15 protein-coding genes are annotated in these 16,679 nt (G+C 73.7%); 11 read left to right on the top strand and 4 right to left on the bottom strand.

Annotated elements, in window-relative coordinates; translation table 11 throughout:
- Nucleotides 1-73: 73 nt before the first annotated feature.
- The gene (locus ACYVO2_RS29625) at nt 74-385 is read right to left on the bottom strand and encodes a PLD nuclease N-terminal domain-containing protein (protein WP_461011112.1); all 312 of its coding nucleotides are present in this window, start codon (nt 383-385) and stop codon (nt 74-76) included.
- Between the two features lie 128 nt (nt 386-513).
- On the opposite strand from ACYVO2_RS29625, the gene ACYVO2_RS29620 reads away from it, so the two are divergent.
- Together ACYVO2_RS29620 and mqnP are read left to right on the top strand one after the other, a co-directional pair.
- Nucleotides 514-1,965, top strand: a complete 1,452-nt coding sequence (locus tag ACYVO2_RS29620) for a menaquinone biosynthesis decarboxylase (protein WP_461011111.1) — start codon at nt 514-516, stop codon at nt 1,963-1,965.
- Nucleotides 1,962-2,882: a menaquinone biosynthesis prenyltransferase MqnP gene (gene mqnP / locus ACYVO2_RS29615; protein ID WP_461011110.1), complete on the top strand. Its 921-nt coding sequence runs from the start codon at nt 1,962-1,964 to the stop codon at nt 2,880-2,882. The genes ACYVO2_RS29620 and mqnP overlap by 4 nt, the downstream gene beginning before the upstream one ends.
- A 43-nt stretch (nt 2,883-2,925) precedes the next feature.
- Here mqnP and ACYVO2_RS29610 read toward each other — a convergent pair whose 3' ends face one another.
- Complete coding sequence (locus tag ACYVO2_RS29610) at nt 2,926-3,555, bottom strand: rhomboid family intramembrane serine protease (RefSeq protein WP_461011109.1); 630 nt, start codon at nt 3,553-3,555, stop codon at nt 2,926-2,928.
- A gap of 133 nt (nt 3,556-3,688) precedes the next feature.
- Here ACYVO2_RS29610 and ACYVO2_RS29605 point away from each other — a divergent pair, with 133 nt between their 5' ends.
- From ACYVO2_RS29605 to ACYVO2_RS29570, 8 genes are all read left to right on the top strand, one after another.
- Nucleotides 3,689-4,384, top strand: a complete 696-nt coding sequence (locus tag ACYVO2_RS29605) for a UbiX family flavin prenyltransferase (RefSeq protein WP_461011108.1) — start codon at nt 3,689-3,691, stop codon at nt 4,382-4,384.
- Between the two features lie 40 nt (nt 4,385-4,424).
- Complete coding sequence (locus tag ACYVO2_RS29600; protein ID WP_461011107.1) at nt 4,425-4,880, top strand: Lrp/AsnC family transcriptional regulator; 456 nt, start codon at nt 4,425-4,427, stop codon at nt 4,878-4,880.
- Nucleotides 4,881-5,065: 185 nt separating this feature from the next.
- Nucleotides 5,066-6,229 (top strand): aminofutalosine synthase MqnE, encoded by a 1,164-nt coding sequence (mqnE, locus tag ACYVO2_RS29595; protein ID WP_461011106.1) that lies wholly within the window; start codon nt 5,066-5,068, stop codon nt 6,227-6,229.
- 31 nt (nt 6,230-6,260) lie between these two features.
- Nucleotides 6,261-6,938 (top strand): UdgX family uracil-DNA binding protein, encoded by a 678-nt coding sequence (locus ACYVO2_RS29590; RefSeq protein ID WP_461011105.1) that lies wholly within the window; start codon nt 6,261-6,263, stop codon nt 6,936-6,938.
- Between the two features lie 19 nt (nt 6,939-6,957).
- Nucleotides 6,958-7,476 carry a GNAT family N-acetyltransferase gene (locus tag ACYVO2_RS29585; protein ID WP_461011104.1) on the top strand — a complete coding sequence of 173 codons (519 nt, stop codon included), beginning with the start codon at nt 6,958-6,960 and terminating at the stop codon, nt 7,474-7,476.
- An 87-nt stretch (nt 7,477-7,563) separates the two neighbouring features.
- Nucleotides 7,564-7,893, top strand: a complete 330-nt coding sequence (locus tag ACYVO2_RS29580; RefSeq protein WP_461011103.1) for a DUF4229 domain-containing protein — start codon at nt 7,564-7,566, stop codon at nt 7,891-7,893.
- A gap of 498 nt (nt 7,894-8,391) precedes the next feature.
- A complete protein-coding gene (locus ACYVO2_RS29575) occupies nt 8,392-9,732 on the top strand; it encodes a dicarboxylate/amino acid:cation symporter (protein ID WP_461011102.1) in 1,341 nt (446 codons plus the stop codon).
- Between the two features lie 210 nt (nt 9,733-9,942).
- A complete protein-coding gene (locus tag ACYVO2_RS29570) occupies nt 9,943-10,569 on the top strand; it encodes a hypothetical protein (RefSeq protein WP_461011101.1) in 627 nt (208 codons plus the stop codon).
- A 177-nt stretch (nt 10,570-10,746) separates the two neighbouring features.
- On the opposite strand, the gene ACYVO2_RS29565 is transcribed toward ACYVO2_RS29570, so the two are convergent.
- Nucleotides 10,747-10,950: a cold-shock protein gene (locus tag ACYVO2_RS29565; protein ID WP_461011100.1), complete on the bottom strand. Its 204-nt coding sequence runs from the start codon at nt 10,948-10,950 to the stop codon at nt 10,747-10,749.
- A 414-nt stretch (nt 10,951-11,364) separates the two neighbouring features.
- On the opposite strand from ACYVO2_RS29565, the gene ACYVO2_RS29560 reads away from it, so the two are divergent.
- The gene (locus tag ACYVO2_RS29560; RefSeq protein WP_461011099.1) at nt 11,365-12,243 is read left to right on the top strand and encodes a menaquinone biosynthetic enzyme MqnA/MqnD family protein; all 879 of its coding nucleotides are present in this window, start codon (nt 11,365-11,367) and stop codon (nt 12,241-12,243) included.
- A 45-nt stretch (nt 12,244-12,288) separates the two neighbouring features.
- Here the strand turns inward: ACYVO2_RS29560 and ACYVO2_RS29555 are convergent, their stop codons facing one another.
- Nucleotides 12,289-16,677 (bottom strand): FtsK/SpoIIIE domain-containing protein, encoded by a 4,389-nt coding sequence (locus tag ACYVO2_RS29555; RefSeq protein ID WP_461011098.1) that lies wholly within the window; start codon nt 16,675-16,677, stop codon nt 12,289-12,291.
- Nucleotides 16,678-16,679 lie beyond the last annotated feature (2 nt).

Here is a 16,679-nt window from a genome sequence, read left to right as displayed (position 1 = left end):
ACACCGAACCCAGAAGGCCCTCACCCGTTCAAGCACCCAGCCCGCGTGTCACCAACGTCCCGGGACAGCACACCTAGTCCTTCTCGCGGTCGTCGTCCTCGTTGTCGTTGCGCTCCAGGGACTTGAGGAACTCAGGGTTGTCGTCGGGGGCGACGAACCCGCCCCGCCCGTACCCGCGCCGGGGGCCCTCGCCCGGCGTCCGGCGGGGGCGGCCCGCGACCAGCCAGGCCACCGGGCCCACCAGCACCGAGCCGAACAGCAGGATCACGAAGACCCAGGCCAGCTTCGGCAGGTTGCGGGTCTTGTCCTCGGGCGTGGTCAGGCAGTCGATGAAGGCGTACGTCCACAGCCCCAGGACCAGCAGGAGGGGCAGCAGCCTGAGCATGGCGTCACGGTCCTTCGAGTAGGCCGGCGGCTCGCGTCGGCGCGGGGCGGCGGTCGGTCGGACGCGGGAGGGCCGGACGCGGGCCCTGCCTTCGGGTCCAGGGTAGTGGGTGTCGGATACTGGCACGCATGGCATACGACGACCTCCGCGGGTTCCTGCGGGCGCTGGAGAAGGACGGGGACCTCAGGCGCGTGAAGGCCCAGGTCGACCCCCATCTGGAGGTCGGGGAGATCGTCGACCGGGTCAACAAGTCCGGCGGCCCCGCCCTGCTCTTCGAGAACGTCCTGGGCAGCGACCTGCCGCTGGCGATGAATGTCTACGGCACGGACCGCCGTCTGCTCAAGGCGCTCGGCCTGTCCTCCTACGAGGAGATCTCCGACCGGATCGCCGGGCTGCTCAAGCCGGAGCTGCCGCACGGCTTCACCGGGGTGCGCGAGGCGTTCGGCAAGCTCGCCGGGATGGCCCACGTGCCGCCGCGCAAGGTGAAGGAGGCGCCCGTCCAGGAGGTCGTCCGCACCGGCGACCAGGTGGACCTGGAGCGGCTGCCCGCGCTGTTCACCTGGCCCGAGGACGGCGGCCCCTTCTTCAACCTGGGCCTGACCCACACCAAGGACCCGGAGACCGGGGTGCGCAACCTGGGCCTGTACCGGCTCCAGCGGCACGACCGGCGCACCATCGGCATGCACTGGCAGATCCACAAGGACTCGCGCAACCACTACCAGGTGGCCGCCCGCCGCGGCGAGAAGCTGCCGGTGGCCGTCGCGTTCGGCTGCCCGCCCGCCGTCACCTACGCGGCCACCGCCCCGCTGCCCGGCGACATCGACGAGTACCTGTTCGCCGGGTTCGTGCAGGGCAAGCGGGTGGAGATGGTGGACTGCAAGACGGTGCCGCTCCAGGTGCCCGCGAACGCCGAGGTGGTGATCGAGGGCTGGCTGGAGCCCGGCGAGATGCTGCCCGAGGGGCCGTTCGGCGACCACACCGGCTTCTACACCCCGCAGGAGCCGTTCCCGGCGCTGCGGATCGACTGCGTCACCATGCGCCGCCGCCCGCTGCTCCAGTCCATCGTCGTCGGCCGCCCGCCGACGGAGGACGGGCCGCTGGGCCGGGCCACCGAGCGGTTCTTCCTGCCGCTGCTGCGGATCATCGTGCCGGACATCGTGGACTACCACCTGCCGGAGGCGGGCGGCTTCCACAACTGCGCGATCGTCTCGATCGACAAGAAGTACCCCAAGCACGCCCAGAAGGTGATGAACGCCATCTGGGGCGCGCACATGATGTCGCTCACCAAGCTGATCGTGGTGGTGGACGCCGACTGCGACGTGCACGACTACCAGGAAGTGGCCTGGCGGGCCTTCGGGAACGTCGACTACAGCCGCGACCTGCTGGTCACCGAGGGCCCGGTGGACCACCTCGACCACGCCTCCTACCAGCAGTTCTGGGGCGGCAAGGCGGGCATCGACGCCACCGCCAAGCTGCCGGAGGAGGGCTACACCCGCGACGGCGGCTGGCCGCGGATGATCGTCTCCGACCCGGCCGTGGCGGAGCGGGTCACCAGGCGGTGGAAGGAGTACGGGCTGTGAGCGCCGGCTCCGCCGCCCCGGAGGTCACCGGCGGCGGGCCGCACCGCGGCCGGGTGCGGGCGTTCCTGCGCGTGGTGATGATCGAGCACTCGGTGTTCGCCCTGCCGTTCGCCTACACAGGCTCGCTGACCGCCATGCAGCGCGACGACGAGAGCGTGCACTGGGGCGAGCTGCTGCTGGTGACCCTGGCCATGGTGGGCCTGCGCACCTTCGCCATGGCCGCGAACCGGATCATCGACCGCGAGATCGACGCCCGCAACCCCAGGACCGCCGGGCGGGAGCTGGTCACCGGCGCGCTCGGCGTGCGCAGCGCCTGGATCGGCGCGGCCGTGGCGCTGGTGGTCTTCCTCGGCTCCGCGGCGCTGCTCAACCCGCTGTGCCTGGCGCTTTCGCCGCTGGCCGTGGTGCCGATGGTGGTGTACCCCTACGGCAAGCGGTTCACCGACTTCCCGCACGCCATCCTGGGCCTGGCGCAGTCCATCGGCCCGATCGGCGCGTGGCTCGCGGTGACCGGCGCCTGGTCGTGGGAGGCGGTGCTGCTCGGCATGGCCGTCGGCGTGTGGATCGGCGGGTTCGACCTGATCTACGCCTGCCAGGACGTGGAGTCCGACCGGGTGCAGGGTGTGCGCAGCGTGCCGGCGCGGTTCGGCGTGGCGGGGGCGCTGACCGGCGCCCGGGTGTGCCACGTGGTGACGACGGGGCTGCTGGTGTGGTTCGGCCTCGCCACGGACGCGGGCCCGCTGTGGTGGGCGGGGGTGCTGGTCGTGATCGCGGCGTTCGTCTACGAGCACTCCCTGGTCAAGCCGCACGACCTGTCGCGGCTGAACCGGGCGTTCTTCACCGTCAACGGCCTCGTCGGCGTGGTGCTGTTCGTCTTCGCGCTGCTCGACCTGGTGGCGCGCGGACTGCGGGGCTGACCCGGGCGGCGCGGCCGGCCCGGGGCGGCGGGCGCGCCCCGGCTCAGCCGCGCCCGCCGCGGAACAGGAACGGCGCCGCCACCCCGGCCAGCAGCCCGAACAGGTGCCCCTGCCAGGAGACGTCGCTGTTGGTGGGCAGCACCCCCCACAGGATCGACCCGTACAGCACGGCCACACCCACGCCCACCGCGACGTCCAGCAGCTTGCGGTCCACGAAGCCGCGCACCAGCAGATAGCCGAACAGGCCGAATATCAGCCCGCTGGCGCCCGCCGTGTTGGTGTGGTCCGGCGCCACCAGCCACACGCCGACCCCGCTGGCGACGACGATGAACGCCGCCACCGCGAAGAACCGCCCCAGGCCGCCGCGCGCCGCCGCCAGGAAGCCGAGGACGAACAGCGGCACCGAGTTCGCCGCCAGGTGGTCGTACCCGAAGTGGATGAACGACGCCGGGATCACGTCCCCGAGCTCGGCCACCTCGCGCGGCACGATGCCGTAGGCGTCCAGGGCGTGCCGCCGGGAGTTGTCGACGATCTCCAGCAGCCACAGCAGGCCCACCCAGGCGCCCATCAGCAGCGCCGCGGTGCGCGCGCTGGCCAGGCCCTGGCGCAGCGTGCGGCGCGCGGGCCGGGAGGGGCCGTGCGCGAAGGACGGGTCGTACGGACGGTGGGCCACTTCTCATCCCCCTGACGCGGTGGGCCTGCTGGTGAGGTCCTTCCCACGGGGAGAACGCCTGAGACGTCTGTCCCGGTTCCGGCCAAGAGGCGCTGGCATGCCGGGTTTCCCCGCCGCCGGATAGGCTCCCCGTGTGAAGCCGAACACCGACAGGGGCGGGCGCGAGCCGTGGGTGGTCGGGGTGTCGGGCGCCTCCGGCACGCCGTACGCCGCCGCCGTCGTGCGCGCCCTGCTGCACGCGGGCGAGGCGGTGGACCTGGTGGTCAGCCGCGCCGCGAGGCTCACCGTGCTGGACGAGACCGGCGGCCCGTTCCGCGACGCCCACTGGCGCGAGGACCTCGCCCGCTGGCTCGGCCGCGACGCCGACGGCAACCCGCTGCCCGAGCCCGACCTGGGCGCGGTGCGGCACTGGAGCGCGGGCGACCTGGCGGCGGGCCCGTCCAGCGGCTCGTACCCGGCCAAGGGGATGCTCGTCGTCCCGGCGAGCACCGCCGCCGTGGCGGGGATCGCGCTCGGCCTGTCGAAGGACCTGCTCCAGCGCGCCGCCGCCGTCACGCTCAAGGAGCGCCGGCCGCTGGTGGTCGCCGTGCGGGAGACGCCGCTCGCCGGGCAGACCCTGCGCCACCTGGTGGAGCTGGACGGGGCTGGCGCCGTGGTGCTGCCCGCGTCGCCCGCGTTCTACGCCGGGGCGAGGGGTATCCAGGATCTCGTGGACTTCGTGGCGGGCCGCGCGCTGGACGCGATCGGCGTACCGCACAAGCTGTACCGCAGGTGGGAGGGGGACATCGGGGGAGCGAACGCATCGACCGTCGAGGAGGCCCGGAGGTGATCCGCGGCAACTGCGCACGAAGGGAAGGCTTGACGAACACATGGACGCGGTGGACAGGCAGCTCATCCAGGCGCTGCGGGAGAACGGCAGAGCCTCCTACGCCGAGCTCGGCCGGCTGGTCGGGCTCTCGGGCCCGAGCGTCACGGACCGGATCAACCGCCTGGAGCAGGCGGGAGTGATCACCGGCTACCGCGCGACGGTCGACCCGGCGACGCTCGGCCTCGGCGCCACCGCGCTGATCGGGGTGCAGCTCAGCGACGCCGCCGACCACGAGGACGTCGCCGGGCGGCTGCGGGAGCTGGACGAGATCGAGGACTGCTGGTTCATCGCCGGCGACGACTCGTTCATGCTCAAGGTGCGGGTGGCGGATGTGGACGGTCTGGAGAAGACGATCCGTCGCCTGTCCGGCACCAAGGGCGTCGCGCGCACCCGCACCACCGTCGTGCTCTCCACGAAGTGGGAGAACCGGGTCGGGGAACTGCCGGAGAACGTGTAGCCGGGCCGGGGCGCCCGCGCGGGTCCGGGTCGCGGGGCGGCCCTTTTCCGGGGGTGCCCGTCCCTCGTCCGTCACGCCGGAGAACGCCGCGCCCACCCGCCGCATCGCCCGCCACCGGGGTGGCGGGTGGGGCGACGGGTGGGCGGGCGTAGGCTCGTGGGCGTTGTCGTCACCAAGGAGGCCACATGGACGCCGGGCTCAAGCGGGAGCTGGAGGAGAAGGTCGACGCCGGCGAGCGGCTGAGCCGTGAGGACGGCATCGCGCTGTACGAGTGCGACGACCTGGCGTGGCTCGGGGGCCTCGCCCACCGGGTGCGCACGCGGAAGAACGGCGACGTCGTCCACTTCAACGTCAACCGCCACCTGAACATGACCAACGTGTGCGCCGCCTCCTGCGCCTACTGCTCCTTCCAGCGCAAGCCGGGGGAGAAGGACGCCTACACGATGCGCATCGAGGAGGCCGTCCGGCTGGCGAAGGAGATGGAGTCGGAGAACCTCACCGAGCTGCACATCGTCAACGGCCTGCACCCCACCCTGCCCTGGCGGTACTACCCGCGGTCGCTGCGCGCGCTGAAGGAGGCGCTGCCGCACGTCTCGCTGAAGGCGTTCACCGCCACCGAGATCCAGTGGTTCGAGAAGATCTCCGGGCTGTCCGCGAGCGACATCCTGGACGAGCTGATCGACGCGGGCCTGGAGTCGCTGACCGGCGGCGGCGCGGAGATCTTCGACTGGGAGGTCCGGCAGCACATCGTGGACCACGAGTGCCACTGGGAGGACTGGTCCCGCATCCACCGGCTGGCGCACTCCAAGGGCCTGAAGACGCCCAGCACCATGCTGTACGGGCACATCGAGGAGCCCCGGCACCGGGTGGACCACGTGCTGCGGCTGCGCGAGCTCCAGGACGAGACCGGCGGCTTCCAGGTGTTCATCCCGCTGCGCTACCAGCACGACTTCCACGACTCGCGGGACGGCAAGGTCCGCAACCGGCTCCAGGCCCGCACCACGATGGCCACCGGCGCCGAGGCCCTGAAGACGTTCGCGGTCTCCCGGCTGCTGTTCGACAACGTGCCGCACGTGAAGGTGTTCTGGGTGATGCACGGCCTGTCCACCGCGCAGTTGGCGCTGAACCACGGCGCGGACGACATGGACGGCTCCGTGGTCGAGTACAAGATCACCCACGACGCGGACAACTTCGGCACCCCGAACAAGCTCACCCGCGACGACCTGCTGGAGCTCATCCGCGACGCGGGCTTCCGCCCGGTGGAGCGCAACACCCACTACGAGATCATCCGCGAGTACCCGGGCCCGGACCCGGACCGCAGGGAGTCCCCGCAGCCGATGCGCGTGTGAGGCGCGCCCCATCCCGGGTACCCGCACCGGTGTGACACGTTCCCGTGAATCCGCGGGGCGGCCGGAGGACTACACCGCCGAGCCGTTCGTCCCGCGGGGCGCGGACCTCGCCGCGCTGCGGGACGCCGCGGCGGGCTGCGAGGGCTGCCCGCTGTTCCGCGACGCCACGCAGACGGTGTTCGGCGCGGGCAACCCCTCGGCGCGGGTGGTCCTCGTCGGCGAGCAGCCCGGCGACCAGGAGGACCGGCAGGGCCGCCCGTTCGTCGGCCCGGCCGGGCGGGTGCTCACCCGGGCGCTGGACGAGGCCGGGGTGGACCCGGAGGACACCTACGTCACCAACGCCGTCAAGCACTTCAAGTTCACCCGGGGGGAGCGGGGCAGGCGCCGCATCCACAAGTCGCCCGGGCTGCGGGAGACGGCCGCCTGCCGCCCGTGGCTGGCCGCCGAGGTCGCGCTGGTGGACCCGCGGCTGATTGTCGCGCTGGGCGCCACGGCGGGCAAGGCGCTGCTGGGTTCCTCGTTCCGGGTCACCGAGCAGCGCGGGGCGCTGCTGCCCTGCCCGGCGCTCGATCCCTCGGGCGAGCGCGGGGAGTGGCTGGTCGCCACCATCCACCCGTCCGCGGTGCTGCGCGCCGACGACGCCGCGCGCCGGGCGGCGTTCGCGGGCCTGGTGTCCGATCTGCGGATCGTCGCGGAGGCGCTCGCCTAGCTGCCGGTATGGTCGGCGCATGGCTGTGGCGTACGTACTGGACCCCGAACCGACGCCGGCGCTGCGCGAACAGGTCGTCGCGGTGTGGGCGGACGTGAGCAACGCGGGCGGCGCGGTGGGTTTCGTGCCGCCCGTCACCCGCGACGAGGTGCGCCCCGAGGCGGACCGGCACTTCGCGGCCATCGCCGCGGGCACCACCCGCCTGCTGGCGGCCGTGGACGGGGACCGGCTGGCCGGTACGGCGTTCTTCCGGTTCAACGAGCACCGGCTGATGCGGCACTGGTGCTGGCTGAACACCGTGATGGTGCACCCCTCGCTCCAGGGCCGCGGCATCGGCGCCGAGCTGCTGCGCAACGCCGAGCGGTGCGCGCGCGAGATGGGCCTGGACGCGGTGAAGCTGACCTGCCGCGGCGGCCTGGGCCTGGAGCGGTTCTACGCGTCGGTCGGCTACAAGGAGGTCGGCCGGGTGCCGGCCGCGATCCGGGTCGCGCCCGGAGACGACCGCGACGACGTCGTGATGTGGCTGCCGCTGAACTGATCCGCCCCGCCGGTCCCGCCCGGCGCCGGGGTCCCGCGGGGCGCGTGTTTCACTGGATGCCAGGACCGTCCGGAAAGAGGCAGAACCGTGAGCACCGTCACCCCCGGCAAGCACGCCGCGCTCCGCTACACCGCGATGCGCGTCGGCATCTTCGCGCTGTGCTTCCTCGTCCTGTGGCTGCTGGCCCTCGTCGGCGTCATCGGGGTGGAGGGGGCGACCGGCGTCCTGCTGCTGCTGGCGATCGCGGGGGTGCTGTCCGCGCCCATCAGCTACGTGGTGCTGAGCCGGCAGCGCGACGCCATGTCCGAGGAGATCGTCGCGAAGGTCGCCGAGACCAAGCGGAAGCTGGCCGAGAACCGGTCCATGGAGGACGAGGCCCCCGCCGCCGCGCCGCCCCGCGGCGAGCCCGCCCAGTAGGCCGGGGCCGGACAGCAGGTCCGGGCCGGACCCGGCGGCGCCCCGCGCGCCGTCACCCGCCGATCGCACGCCCCGCCGGGAATGGACGTCCCCCGGCGGGGCGTTGTGCTGCCCGGTGCCGGCCCGTGGCGGGCCGCGACGCGGAGTGCGCGCCCCGCCGCGGCCGGAACCCAAAGCAGACCTTTGAACAGGTCAAAGGGTGGGTGTTAGTGTTATGGACATGAAGACAGCAGACTCGCGTTCCGGTGCAGCGGTGGTCCCGCTCGTGGCGCGCCTGCATGTCGACCTCTGCCGCCGCGTCTGCGCGGCGTGTTGACGCGCCGCCCCGGACCGGGGCCGCGCTGAGCCGTGAGCCGGACGCCGGCGGCCCCCTCCGGCCCCGCCGTGCCGCTCCCGGGCCGCGGACTCCCGCCGCCCGGCGTCCTCCTCGCGCCCCGGTCCCGCCGCCGCGCGCGGCGCCCGCCCCCGCCACCTACCCCACCCGATCCTCATGGGAGTGTGCCCGTGTCGTCCCCGTCCGCGTCCTCCGCCGGCCCGCTGGCCGCGATACGCAGAATCCCGTTCTGGGTGCAGATCGTCGCCGGCCTGGTGCTGGGCGTCGTCTTCGGCCTCATCGCCCGCCAGTACGACGTGGCGTGGCTCACCGAGACCCTCACCCGCATCGGTGACACCTTCGTCCAGTTGCTGAAGCTCGCCGTGGCGCCGCTGGTGTTCACCGCGATCGTGGTCAGCATCGCCAACCTGCGCAACGTGACCAACGCCGCCCGCCTCGCGGGCCGCACCCTGCTGTGGTTCCTGGCGACCTCGCTCATCGCCGTCACCATCGGCATCCTCATCGGCCTGGTCACCAGCCCCGGCGAGGGCACCGGGCTCACCCCGTCCGACGGCGAGAAGGTCGATGACGTCTCCGCCTCCTGGGTGGACTTCCTCACCGGCATCATCCCGACCGACGTCGTCACCCCCTTCACCGAGCTGAACGTCCTCCAGATCGTCTTCATGGCCGTGGTGCTCGGCGTCGCCGTGCTCAAGGTCGGCGAGCGCGCCCAGCCGTTCCTCACCCTCAGCACCACCGTCCTGGAGCTGGTGCAGAAGGCCCTGTGGTGGGTGATCCTGCTCGCGCCGCTCGGCACCCTCGGCCTGATCGGCAAGTCGGTGGCCACCTACGGCTGGGACCTGCTGGAGCCGATGGCGACCTTCACCGTCGACGTGTACGTCGGCTGCGCGCTGGTGCTCTTCGGCGTCTACCCGCTGCTGCTGTGGACGGTCGCCAAGGTCAACCCGGTCCAGTTCTTCCGCGGCGCCTGGCCCGCCATCCAGTTGGCGTTCGTCTCCCGCTCCTCGGTGGGCACCATGCCGGTCACCCAGGCGTCGGTGGAGCGGCTCGGCGTGCAGAAGGAGTACGCGGCCTTCGCGGTGCCGTTCGGCGCCACCACCAAGATGGACGGCTGCGCCGCGATCTACCCGGCGCTCGCCGCGATCTTCGTGGCCGAGGTGTTCGGCGTGGACCTGAACGTGGCCGACTACCTGCTGATCGCGTTCGTCTCCGTCATCGGCTCCGCCGCCACCGCCGGCCTCACCGGCGCGATCGTGATGCTCACCCTCACCCTGTCCACGCTGGGCCTGCCGCTGGAGGGCGTCGGCCTGCTGCTGGCCATCGACCCGGTGCTCGACATGATGCGCACCGCCACCAACGTCGCCGGGCAGGCGACCGTGCCGGTGCTGGTCGCGGCCCGGGAGGGCATCCTGGACCGCGAGGCGTTCGCCTCGGCCGGCGGCTCCCCGATCGAGGACCGGCCCGCCGAGGACCGCACCGCGGCCAAGGAGCCCGTGGCGGTCTGACGCCTCCGCCCGTTCCGACTCCCCGGCCCCCGTCGCCCCGAGCGGCGGGGGCCGGGCGCGTTGTGCGGCGAACGGTGCAGTGGGCTCACCCGTGGGGGGCCGTGGCGTCGCGGGGGGCGGCGGGCGCCCCTAGCGTCGGCCGTGACGGGGCGCGGTCACCTCGTCACGCGGCGAAGGCGCCGCTCCGCGCCCCGGCCACGGGAGGACGCCATGCCCATCTCCTACGCCGCCCGCCTGGCCGCCTGTGCCATACCCGCGGGCCTGCTCCTGCTCGCCGCCCCGGCCGCCTCCGCCATCTCCGGCGGCGTGGTCGTGGTCAGCCCGGGCACCGTGCGGCCGGGCCAGACCGTGACCGTGTCGGTCTCCGGGTGCGTGACCGCGGACCGCGACGCCAAGCCGCAGGCGTACTCCAACGCCTTCACCGGCCAGACCCTGAACCTGCGGTCCTCGGGCGGCCAGGGCGCGGTCACCGGCACCGGGACGATCCGCGGGGACACCCCGGCCGGGCGCTACCGGGTCGAGGTCTCCTGCGACTACAAGACCCAGGCGCCCGCGATCAGCGCCACCATCGAGGTGCTCGGGCCGGGCCAGGGCCCGGGCCCCGGCGGGGGGAAGGGGGAGAGTTCACCCGGCGGACCCGCACCCGAACCGAGTACGTCCCACGCCTCGGCGCTGCCGGACAAGGGCGCGCACGGCGGGGTGGGCGGCGGCACCGTGGACCGGAGGACCCTCGCGCTGGCGGGGGGCTCCGCGATGCTGCTCGCCGCGGCGGGCGGCGGGGTGATCGCGCTGCGCCGGCGTTCCGCCGGTTCCGGCGGGGACGTCCCGGCGGACTGAGAAATCCGGGCGGTCACGGAAATGGCGGCCGGTGCCTGCCCGGCCGGCGCCCCCGGGGTCCCGCCGGAACCGCTTTCCCGCTGTTTCGGGGAGCGCTTCCGGGGAGTGGGGGCAAAAAGGGCAGGAGCCCCGCACCGTGGCCGGTGCGGGGCTCCTTGGGTACTGCGCGAGGCGCGATCAGACCGTGGTCACGTTCTCGGCCTGCGGGCCCTTCGGGCCCTGGGTGACGTCGAACTCGACCGCCTGGTTCTCCTCCAGAGAGCGGAAGCCCTTGGCGTTGATCGCAGAGTAGTGGACGAAGACATCGGGACCGCCGCCGTCCTGGGCGATGAAGCCGAAGCCCTTTTCAGCGTTGAACCACTTGACGGTTCCGGTAGCCATAAAATTCTCCTAGGCACAGACACTGGTTCCGCCTTGTGCGGATCCCAGATCGCTGCCGTTCTCGCCCCGCATCAGAACCTTGTGAAAAGCCTGAAACCACAAAAGCCTGCGGCGTCACATGCTCCGCAGGCTTTGAGTAATGCAAGGGAAACCAAACTGCAACTTGGCTTCGAGAGTAGCACGCGGACCGCAGCCCGGCCAGTGTTGACGGTGTGGAATAACCCCGGAGTGTTTCCCGCCGCCGGGGAGTTGGCGGCGGGCCACGCGGTGTTCACCCGCCGTGGGTGCCGCGCCGGGAGGCGGGCCGGGAGGCGGGCCGGCCGGGTGGGGGGCGCGCCGGGGCGGGACAGGGGGGTACGGGGTGGTATGGGGGGCGGAGGGGCGGCTTCCGGGGCGGAGGGCTAGCCTGCGGGAGTGGAGACTGTGGACAACGAAGCGGCTTCCGGCGGCGCGCGCCGCCGTCCCCGGGTCGGGCACATCCAGTTCCTGAACTGCGTGCCCCTGTACTGGGGGCTCGCCCGCACCGGGAACCTGCTGGACTTCGAGCTGACCAAGGACACCCCCGACCGGCTCAGCGAGAAGCTGGTCGCCGGCGATCTGGACATCGGCCCCGTCTCGCTGGTGGAGTTCCTCCGCAACGCCGACGACCTGGTGGTGCTGCCCGACATCGCGGTCGGCAGCGACGGCCCGGTGATGTCCTGCGTGATCGTCAGCCAGGTGCCCCTGGACCGGCTCGACGGCGCCCGGGTCGCCCTGGGCTCCACCAGCCGCACCGCGGTGCGGCTGGCCCGGCTGCTGCTGGAGCAGCGCGAGGGCGTGCGCCCCGACTACTTCACCTGCGCCCCCGACCTGGGCCTGATGATGCAGGAGGCGGAGGCGGGGGTGCTCATCGGCGACGCGGCGCTGCGGGCCTCCCTGCACGACGCCCCGCGGCTGGGCCTGGCCGTCCACGACCTGGGCGAGATGTGGAAGGAGTGGACGGGGCTGCCGTTCGTCTTCGCGGTCTGGGCGGCGCGCCGGGAGTTCCTGGCCCGCGAGCCGGAGACCGTGGCCGAGGTGCACCGCGCCTTCCTCGCCTCCCGCGACCTGTCCGTGGCGGAGGTGGCCAAGGTGGCCGAGCAGGCCGCGCGCTGGGAGGCGTTCGACGCCGAGCTGCTCGAGCGGTACTTCACCACCCTGGACTTCTCCCTCGGCGCGCCCCAGCTCGCCGGCGTCCGCGAGTTCGCCCGCCGCGCGGGCACCGCCGCGGGCTTCCCCCCGGACGTGCGGGTGAACCTGTTCACGGAGGACTGACGGGGCGGGGCGGGGCGGGCCCGCCCCGGCCGCCCCGGTGCCCGTTCACGTCGTGGTGAGCGGGACCTGGACCACGTGGACCGTGCCGTCGCCCAGGTGCAGCAGGCCGCGGCCGGGCTGGACGGCCTGGCCGACCTGGCTGCGCTGGAGCCGCACCCCCACCAGCTCGGCGTCGGTGATGTTCTGCGGGGACAGCAGCAGCCCCTGCCTGGCCTTCTTCGCCTCCACCTGCCAGCCGGAGAAGCCCCCGCACACGTCGTCCGCGTCCCCGGCGATGACCAGGCCCAGGGGCGCCCCGGCCGAGCGGCGCACCACCGAGGTGAGCACGTCCCCGGCGTCGCAGGAGCGCAGCAGCTCCGCGTCGTCCACCAGGATCACCCCGGGCCCGGCCAGGCGGGCGATGGCCGCGGTCAGCTCCTCCGCGGGGATGTCGTCCCCGTCGAAGAACCCGGCCACCCCCGGGGCGCGCTCCAGTATCCGCATCGGGGACTGCCGCGGCGCCGCGATGACGACCTGCGTGCCCACGCTGAGGAACGACCGGGTGAGCGTCAGCAGCGTGGAGCTGCGGCCGGAGCGCGGCGGGCCCGCCACGATGAACGCCGGGGTGCCCTCGGCCAGGTTCGGGCCCAGCGCGACGAGCTGGTCCCCGCCGACCGCGGCCATGCCCCACAGCCGGCCCCGGTCCCCGTCGCGCAGCTCCCACGCCTCCTCGAACCCGATCCGCTGCGGCAGCACGTCCACCCGGAAGGGGCGGCGGGCCCGGGGCACCGCGGCGTCCCGCTCCTTGGCCGCGGCCCCGATCGCGGTGAGCGCGGCGGCCTGCGCCTGGCCCGAGGGGTCCTCGGCGAGCAGTGCCACATGGGTCTCCACGGCGCCCTGGGCGCGGAAGCCGCGGCCGGGCGGGACCTTGGCGGGGAGCTTGCGCGGGTTCAGCCCGATCAGGCTCAGATCGGTCGGGTCGCTGAGCTGGAAGGCGAGCTTGTTCTCCGACAGCGCGGAGATCCGGCCGGACAGCAGGCTGCGGTCGCCGGTCATCACCACGTGGACGCCCACGGACGCGCCCTCGCGCAGGATCTGGAAGATCGTGTCGCTCAGCGCCCCGGAGTTCAGGTCGCCGAGCGAGGCGAGGAAGCCCTCCCAGCGGTCGAGCAGCAGCACGATGTGCGGCAGCCGCTCGTCCGCGGGCACCGCTGCCCGCTGCTCGCCGATGTCGGTGAACCCGTGCTCGCCGAGCAGGGACATGCGCCGCTGCACCTCGCCGGACAGCTTGCCGATCAGGCGCACCGCCCGGTCCGACTCGTTCCCGCGCACCACGGCGCCGCAGTGCGGCAGCGCGTTCAGCGCGAGCAGCGCGCCGTTGCCGCAGTCCAGCGCGTACAGGTGCACGTCGGCGCAGGAGTTCAGCCGCGCCAGGGAGCCCGCCATGGTGCGCAGGATCTGCGAACGCCCGGTGCGCGGCGCCCCGGAGATCAGCATGTGCCCGAAGGTGCTCAGGTCCAGCACGGCGGTGCGGCGGGCCTGCTCCTTCGGCAGGTCGTCCACCGCGTACGGGGCGGGCACCAGGCCGTCGGGCGAGGCGGCGGCGGGCTGGTCCAGCTCGGCCAGGAGCAGCCGCTCCGGCAGGGCGGGCAGCCACGGGCTGTGCTGCGGCGGTATCGCCAGCCGCTCGTTGGCGCCCCGGACGGCCTCCACCAGCACGGCGAGGTCCGTCAGCAGGTCGTCCTCGTTGCCGCTCGGCGCCTTGGGCCGCTCCGGAGCGGGCCGGCCCAGCGCCTCCCAGCCCAGCGGCGTGCTCCACGGCGGGGGCACCGCGTCGGACGCGGCCTGCCCCGGCCGCCGCCCGCCCACCCGCGCCGACTGGAACGGCAGCAGCGAGGCCGCGCCGAGCCGCACATAGGCCCGCCCCGGCGTGGACTTGGAGATGTAGCCGGAGTCCGGGGCGTCGATGACGTCGGTGCTCTCGCCCGCGTCGGTGACCCGCAGCGCGATCCGCAGGTTGGTGTTGGCCCGGATCTCGGGGGAGACCACGCCGGAGGGCCGCTGGGTGGCGAGGATCAGGTGGATGCCGAGGGAGCGCCCGCGCTGCGCGATGTTGACCAGGCCGGTGACGAAGTCCGGCAGCTCCCGCGCCATGGACGCGAACTCGTCGATCACGATGAGCAGCCGGGGCAGCGGCGCGAGCGACGGGTCGCGCCGCATCGCGACCAGGTAGTCCTCCAGGTCCTTGGTGCCGGCGGCGGCCAGGATGTGCTCGCGGCGGCGCAGCTCGGCGTTGAGCGACTCCAGGGCCCGCTCCACCAGGTGGGTGTCGAGGTCGGTGACCATGCCGACGGTGTGCGGCAGCTTCACGCAGTCCTTGAACGCGGCGCCGCCCTTGTAGTCCACGAGCACGAACGTCATCGCGTCGGGGCGGTTGGCCACCGCGAGGGAGGCCACCAGGGTCTGGAGCAGTTCGGACTTGCCGGAGCCGGTGGTGCCGGCGACCAGGCCGTGCGGCCCGTCCCGCACCAGGTCGATGGCGAACGGCCCGTCGAAGGAGGCGCCGACCACCGCGGTGGTGCTGCGACCGCCCATGTTCCACACCGCGGCCACCCGGTCCGCCTCCGGCGGCTCCATCCCGAGCACGTCCAGCAGGCGGCAGGAGTCGGGCAGGGAGGAGCTGTCGTCGCCGCTGGCGTCCCGGACCGGGGCGATGGCGCGGGCGACCTGCTCGCACCAGGCCGGGCTCACGCAGTCCGGCCGGACGCCGGTGACGGGCTGCTCGCCCGCCATGGCGACCTGGAGCAGCCCGTAGTAGTCCTCCTCGACCAGTGCCCGGCACTCCTCGGGCAGCAGCCTGCGGTCGGCGTCCAGGCAGATCAGGTGGATGCCGACGCCGGGGCCCTCGCGCAGCACCTGCGTCAGGCCCGGCAGGGCGCGCAGCCGCCGGGAGCCGTCCAGGACCACCAGCACGGCGGGGCCGCTCCACGCCTGGTTGGGGTTGAGCCTGGCCTCGCGCGCGGCCTCCTGGCGGGCGCTGACCATGGCGAGCAGCTCGCTGATGCGCCGGGCCACGCTGTCGGCGTCGGTGCCCAGCAGCGCCACCGCGCTCTGGCCCTCGCGGGCGCGGGCGTGCGGCAGCCAGCGCACCCACTCCCACGACTCGCGCCCGGCCGGCTCGGTGAGCACGCAGATGGTCAGGTCCGCGGGGGTGTGCAGGACCGCCGCCTGGGCGACCAGCCAGCGCCCGATGGCGCGGGGCAGCTCGCCGCGGCCCGCGACGCCGACCACCCCGTGGGTGCGCAGGGGGACGGCGACCGGCACGTCCGCCAGGTCGCGCGGCGCCCGGCGCCTGTGCTCCTCCTGGTTGGGGTCGGCGACCTCCACCTGAGAGGGCAGCGAGCCGGTGCCGACCCGCAGCAGGCCGTGGTCCTCGTCCGTCAGGCGGCGCTCCCACAGCCGCTGCCCGGGGCCGGTGGCGGCGAGGAACAGCTCGGCGGGGTCGGGGGCGGCGGCACGGCGGGCGCCGGTCTCGGCGGCCATCGCCCTGCGGGCCTGCCGCTCGATGGACTCCTTGGCCCGCTCGTACTCCGCCAGGGTCTTCCGGAAGGACTTCTTGCCGTGCTTCTTGTCCCAGAAGTAGCTGCCGATCATCGCGATCGGGCTGAGGAAGGCCAGGATCAGGAAGATCATCCGCCCGGTGACCAGCGCCATGGTCACCGCGCCGACGAGCGGGGTGAGCGCCATGATCCACGGCAGCGGGCGGTTCTCCGACTCCTTGGGCCGGGTGGGCAACTGGAACGTGGTGGGCAGCGGCGGCGGCGTGATGCGCGGGGGGCGGTTGTAGTCCAGGCCGGTGCCGTCCTCGGACGGCTTGAGCGCGGTGTCCGGGAACGTCGGCCTGGCCAGCTCAAGCAGGGTGTGCCCGGCGGAGACGACGCTGCGGTGCCGCCAGGGCCTCGGCTCGGCCAGCGGCTGCCCGTCCAGGCTCGCCGAGCTGCCGAAGACCGGGCGCACGGTGACGGTGCCGTCCACGGCCACGTCCACCTCGACGGCGGTCTCCGGCAGGTGGGGGTCGTCCAGGCGGATCCAGGCGTCGCCGCCCCTGCCGACCACGGCCACACCGGGGCCGAGCCGGTACACCCCTCCGGCGTCCGGCCCGCCGACGACCCGCACCTCCACGATGCCCTGCGCCTGCGGCGGCGGGCAGGCCGTGGGCTCGGCGACGCTGACGACCGCTCCGTCGCGCAGCGGGGAGGCCTCCACCGGGACGGAGGGGTCCAGCGGGAACCCGCCCACATGGAGCGCCGGCGGCCCGGCGCCGTCCGCGAGCCGCCCGAGCTGCCGCGCGATCTCGGCGGCGAGCGCGCCGACGGGGGCGGCCGGATCCGCCTCGACGAGCAGGTCGGCGCGGTCGTCGCGGGCCGGGTCGACGACGCTGAGCTGAAGTTCCACGG

The organism is Streptomyces capparidis, assembly GCF_054782095.1.
Note: the sequence above shows the minus strand (reverse complement) of the source record. Positions and strands in the feature narration are given on the sequence as shown.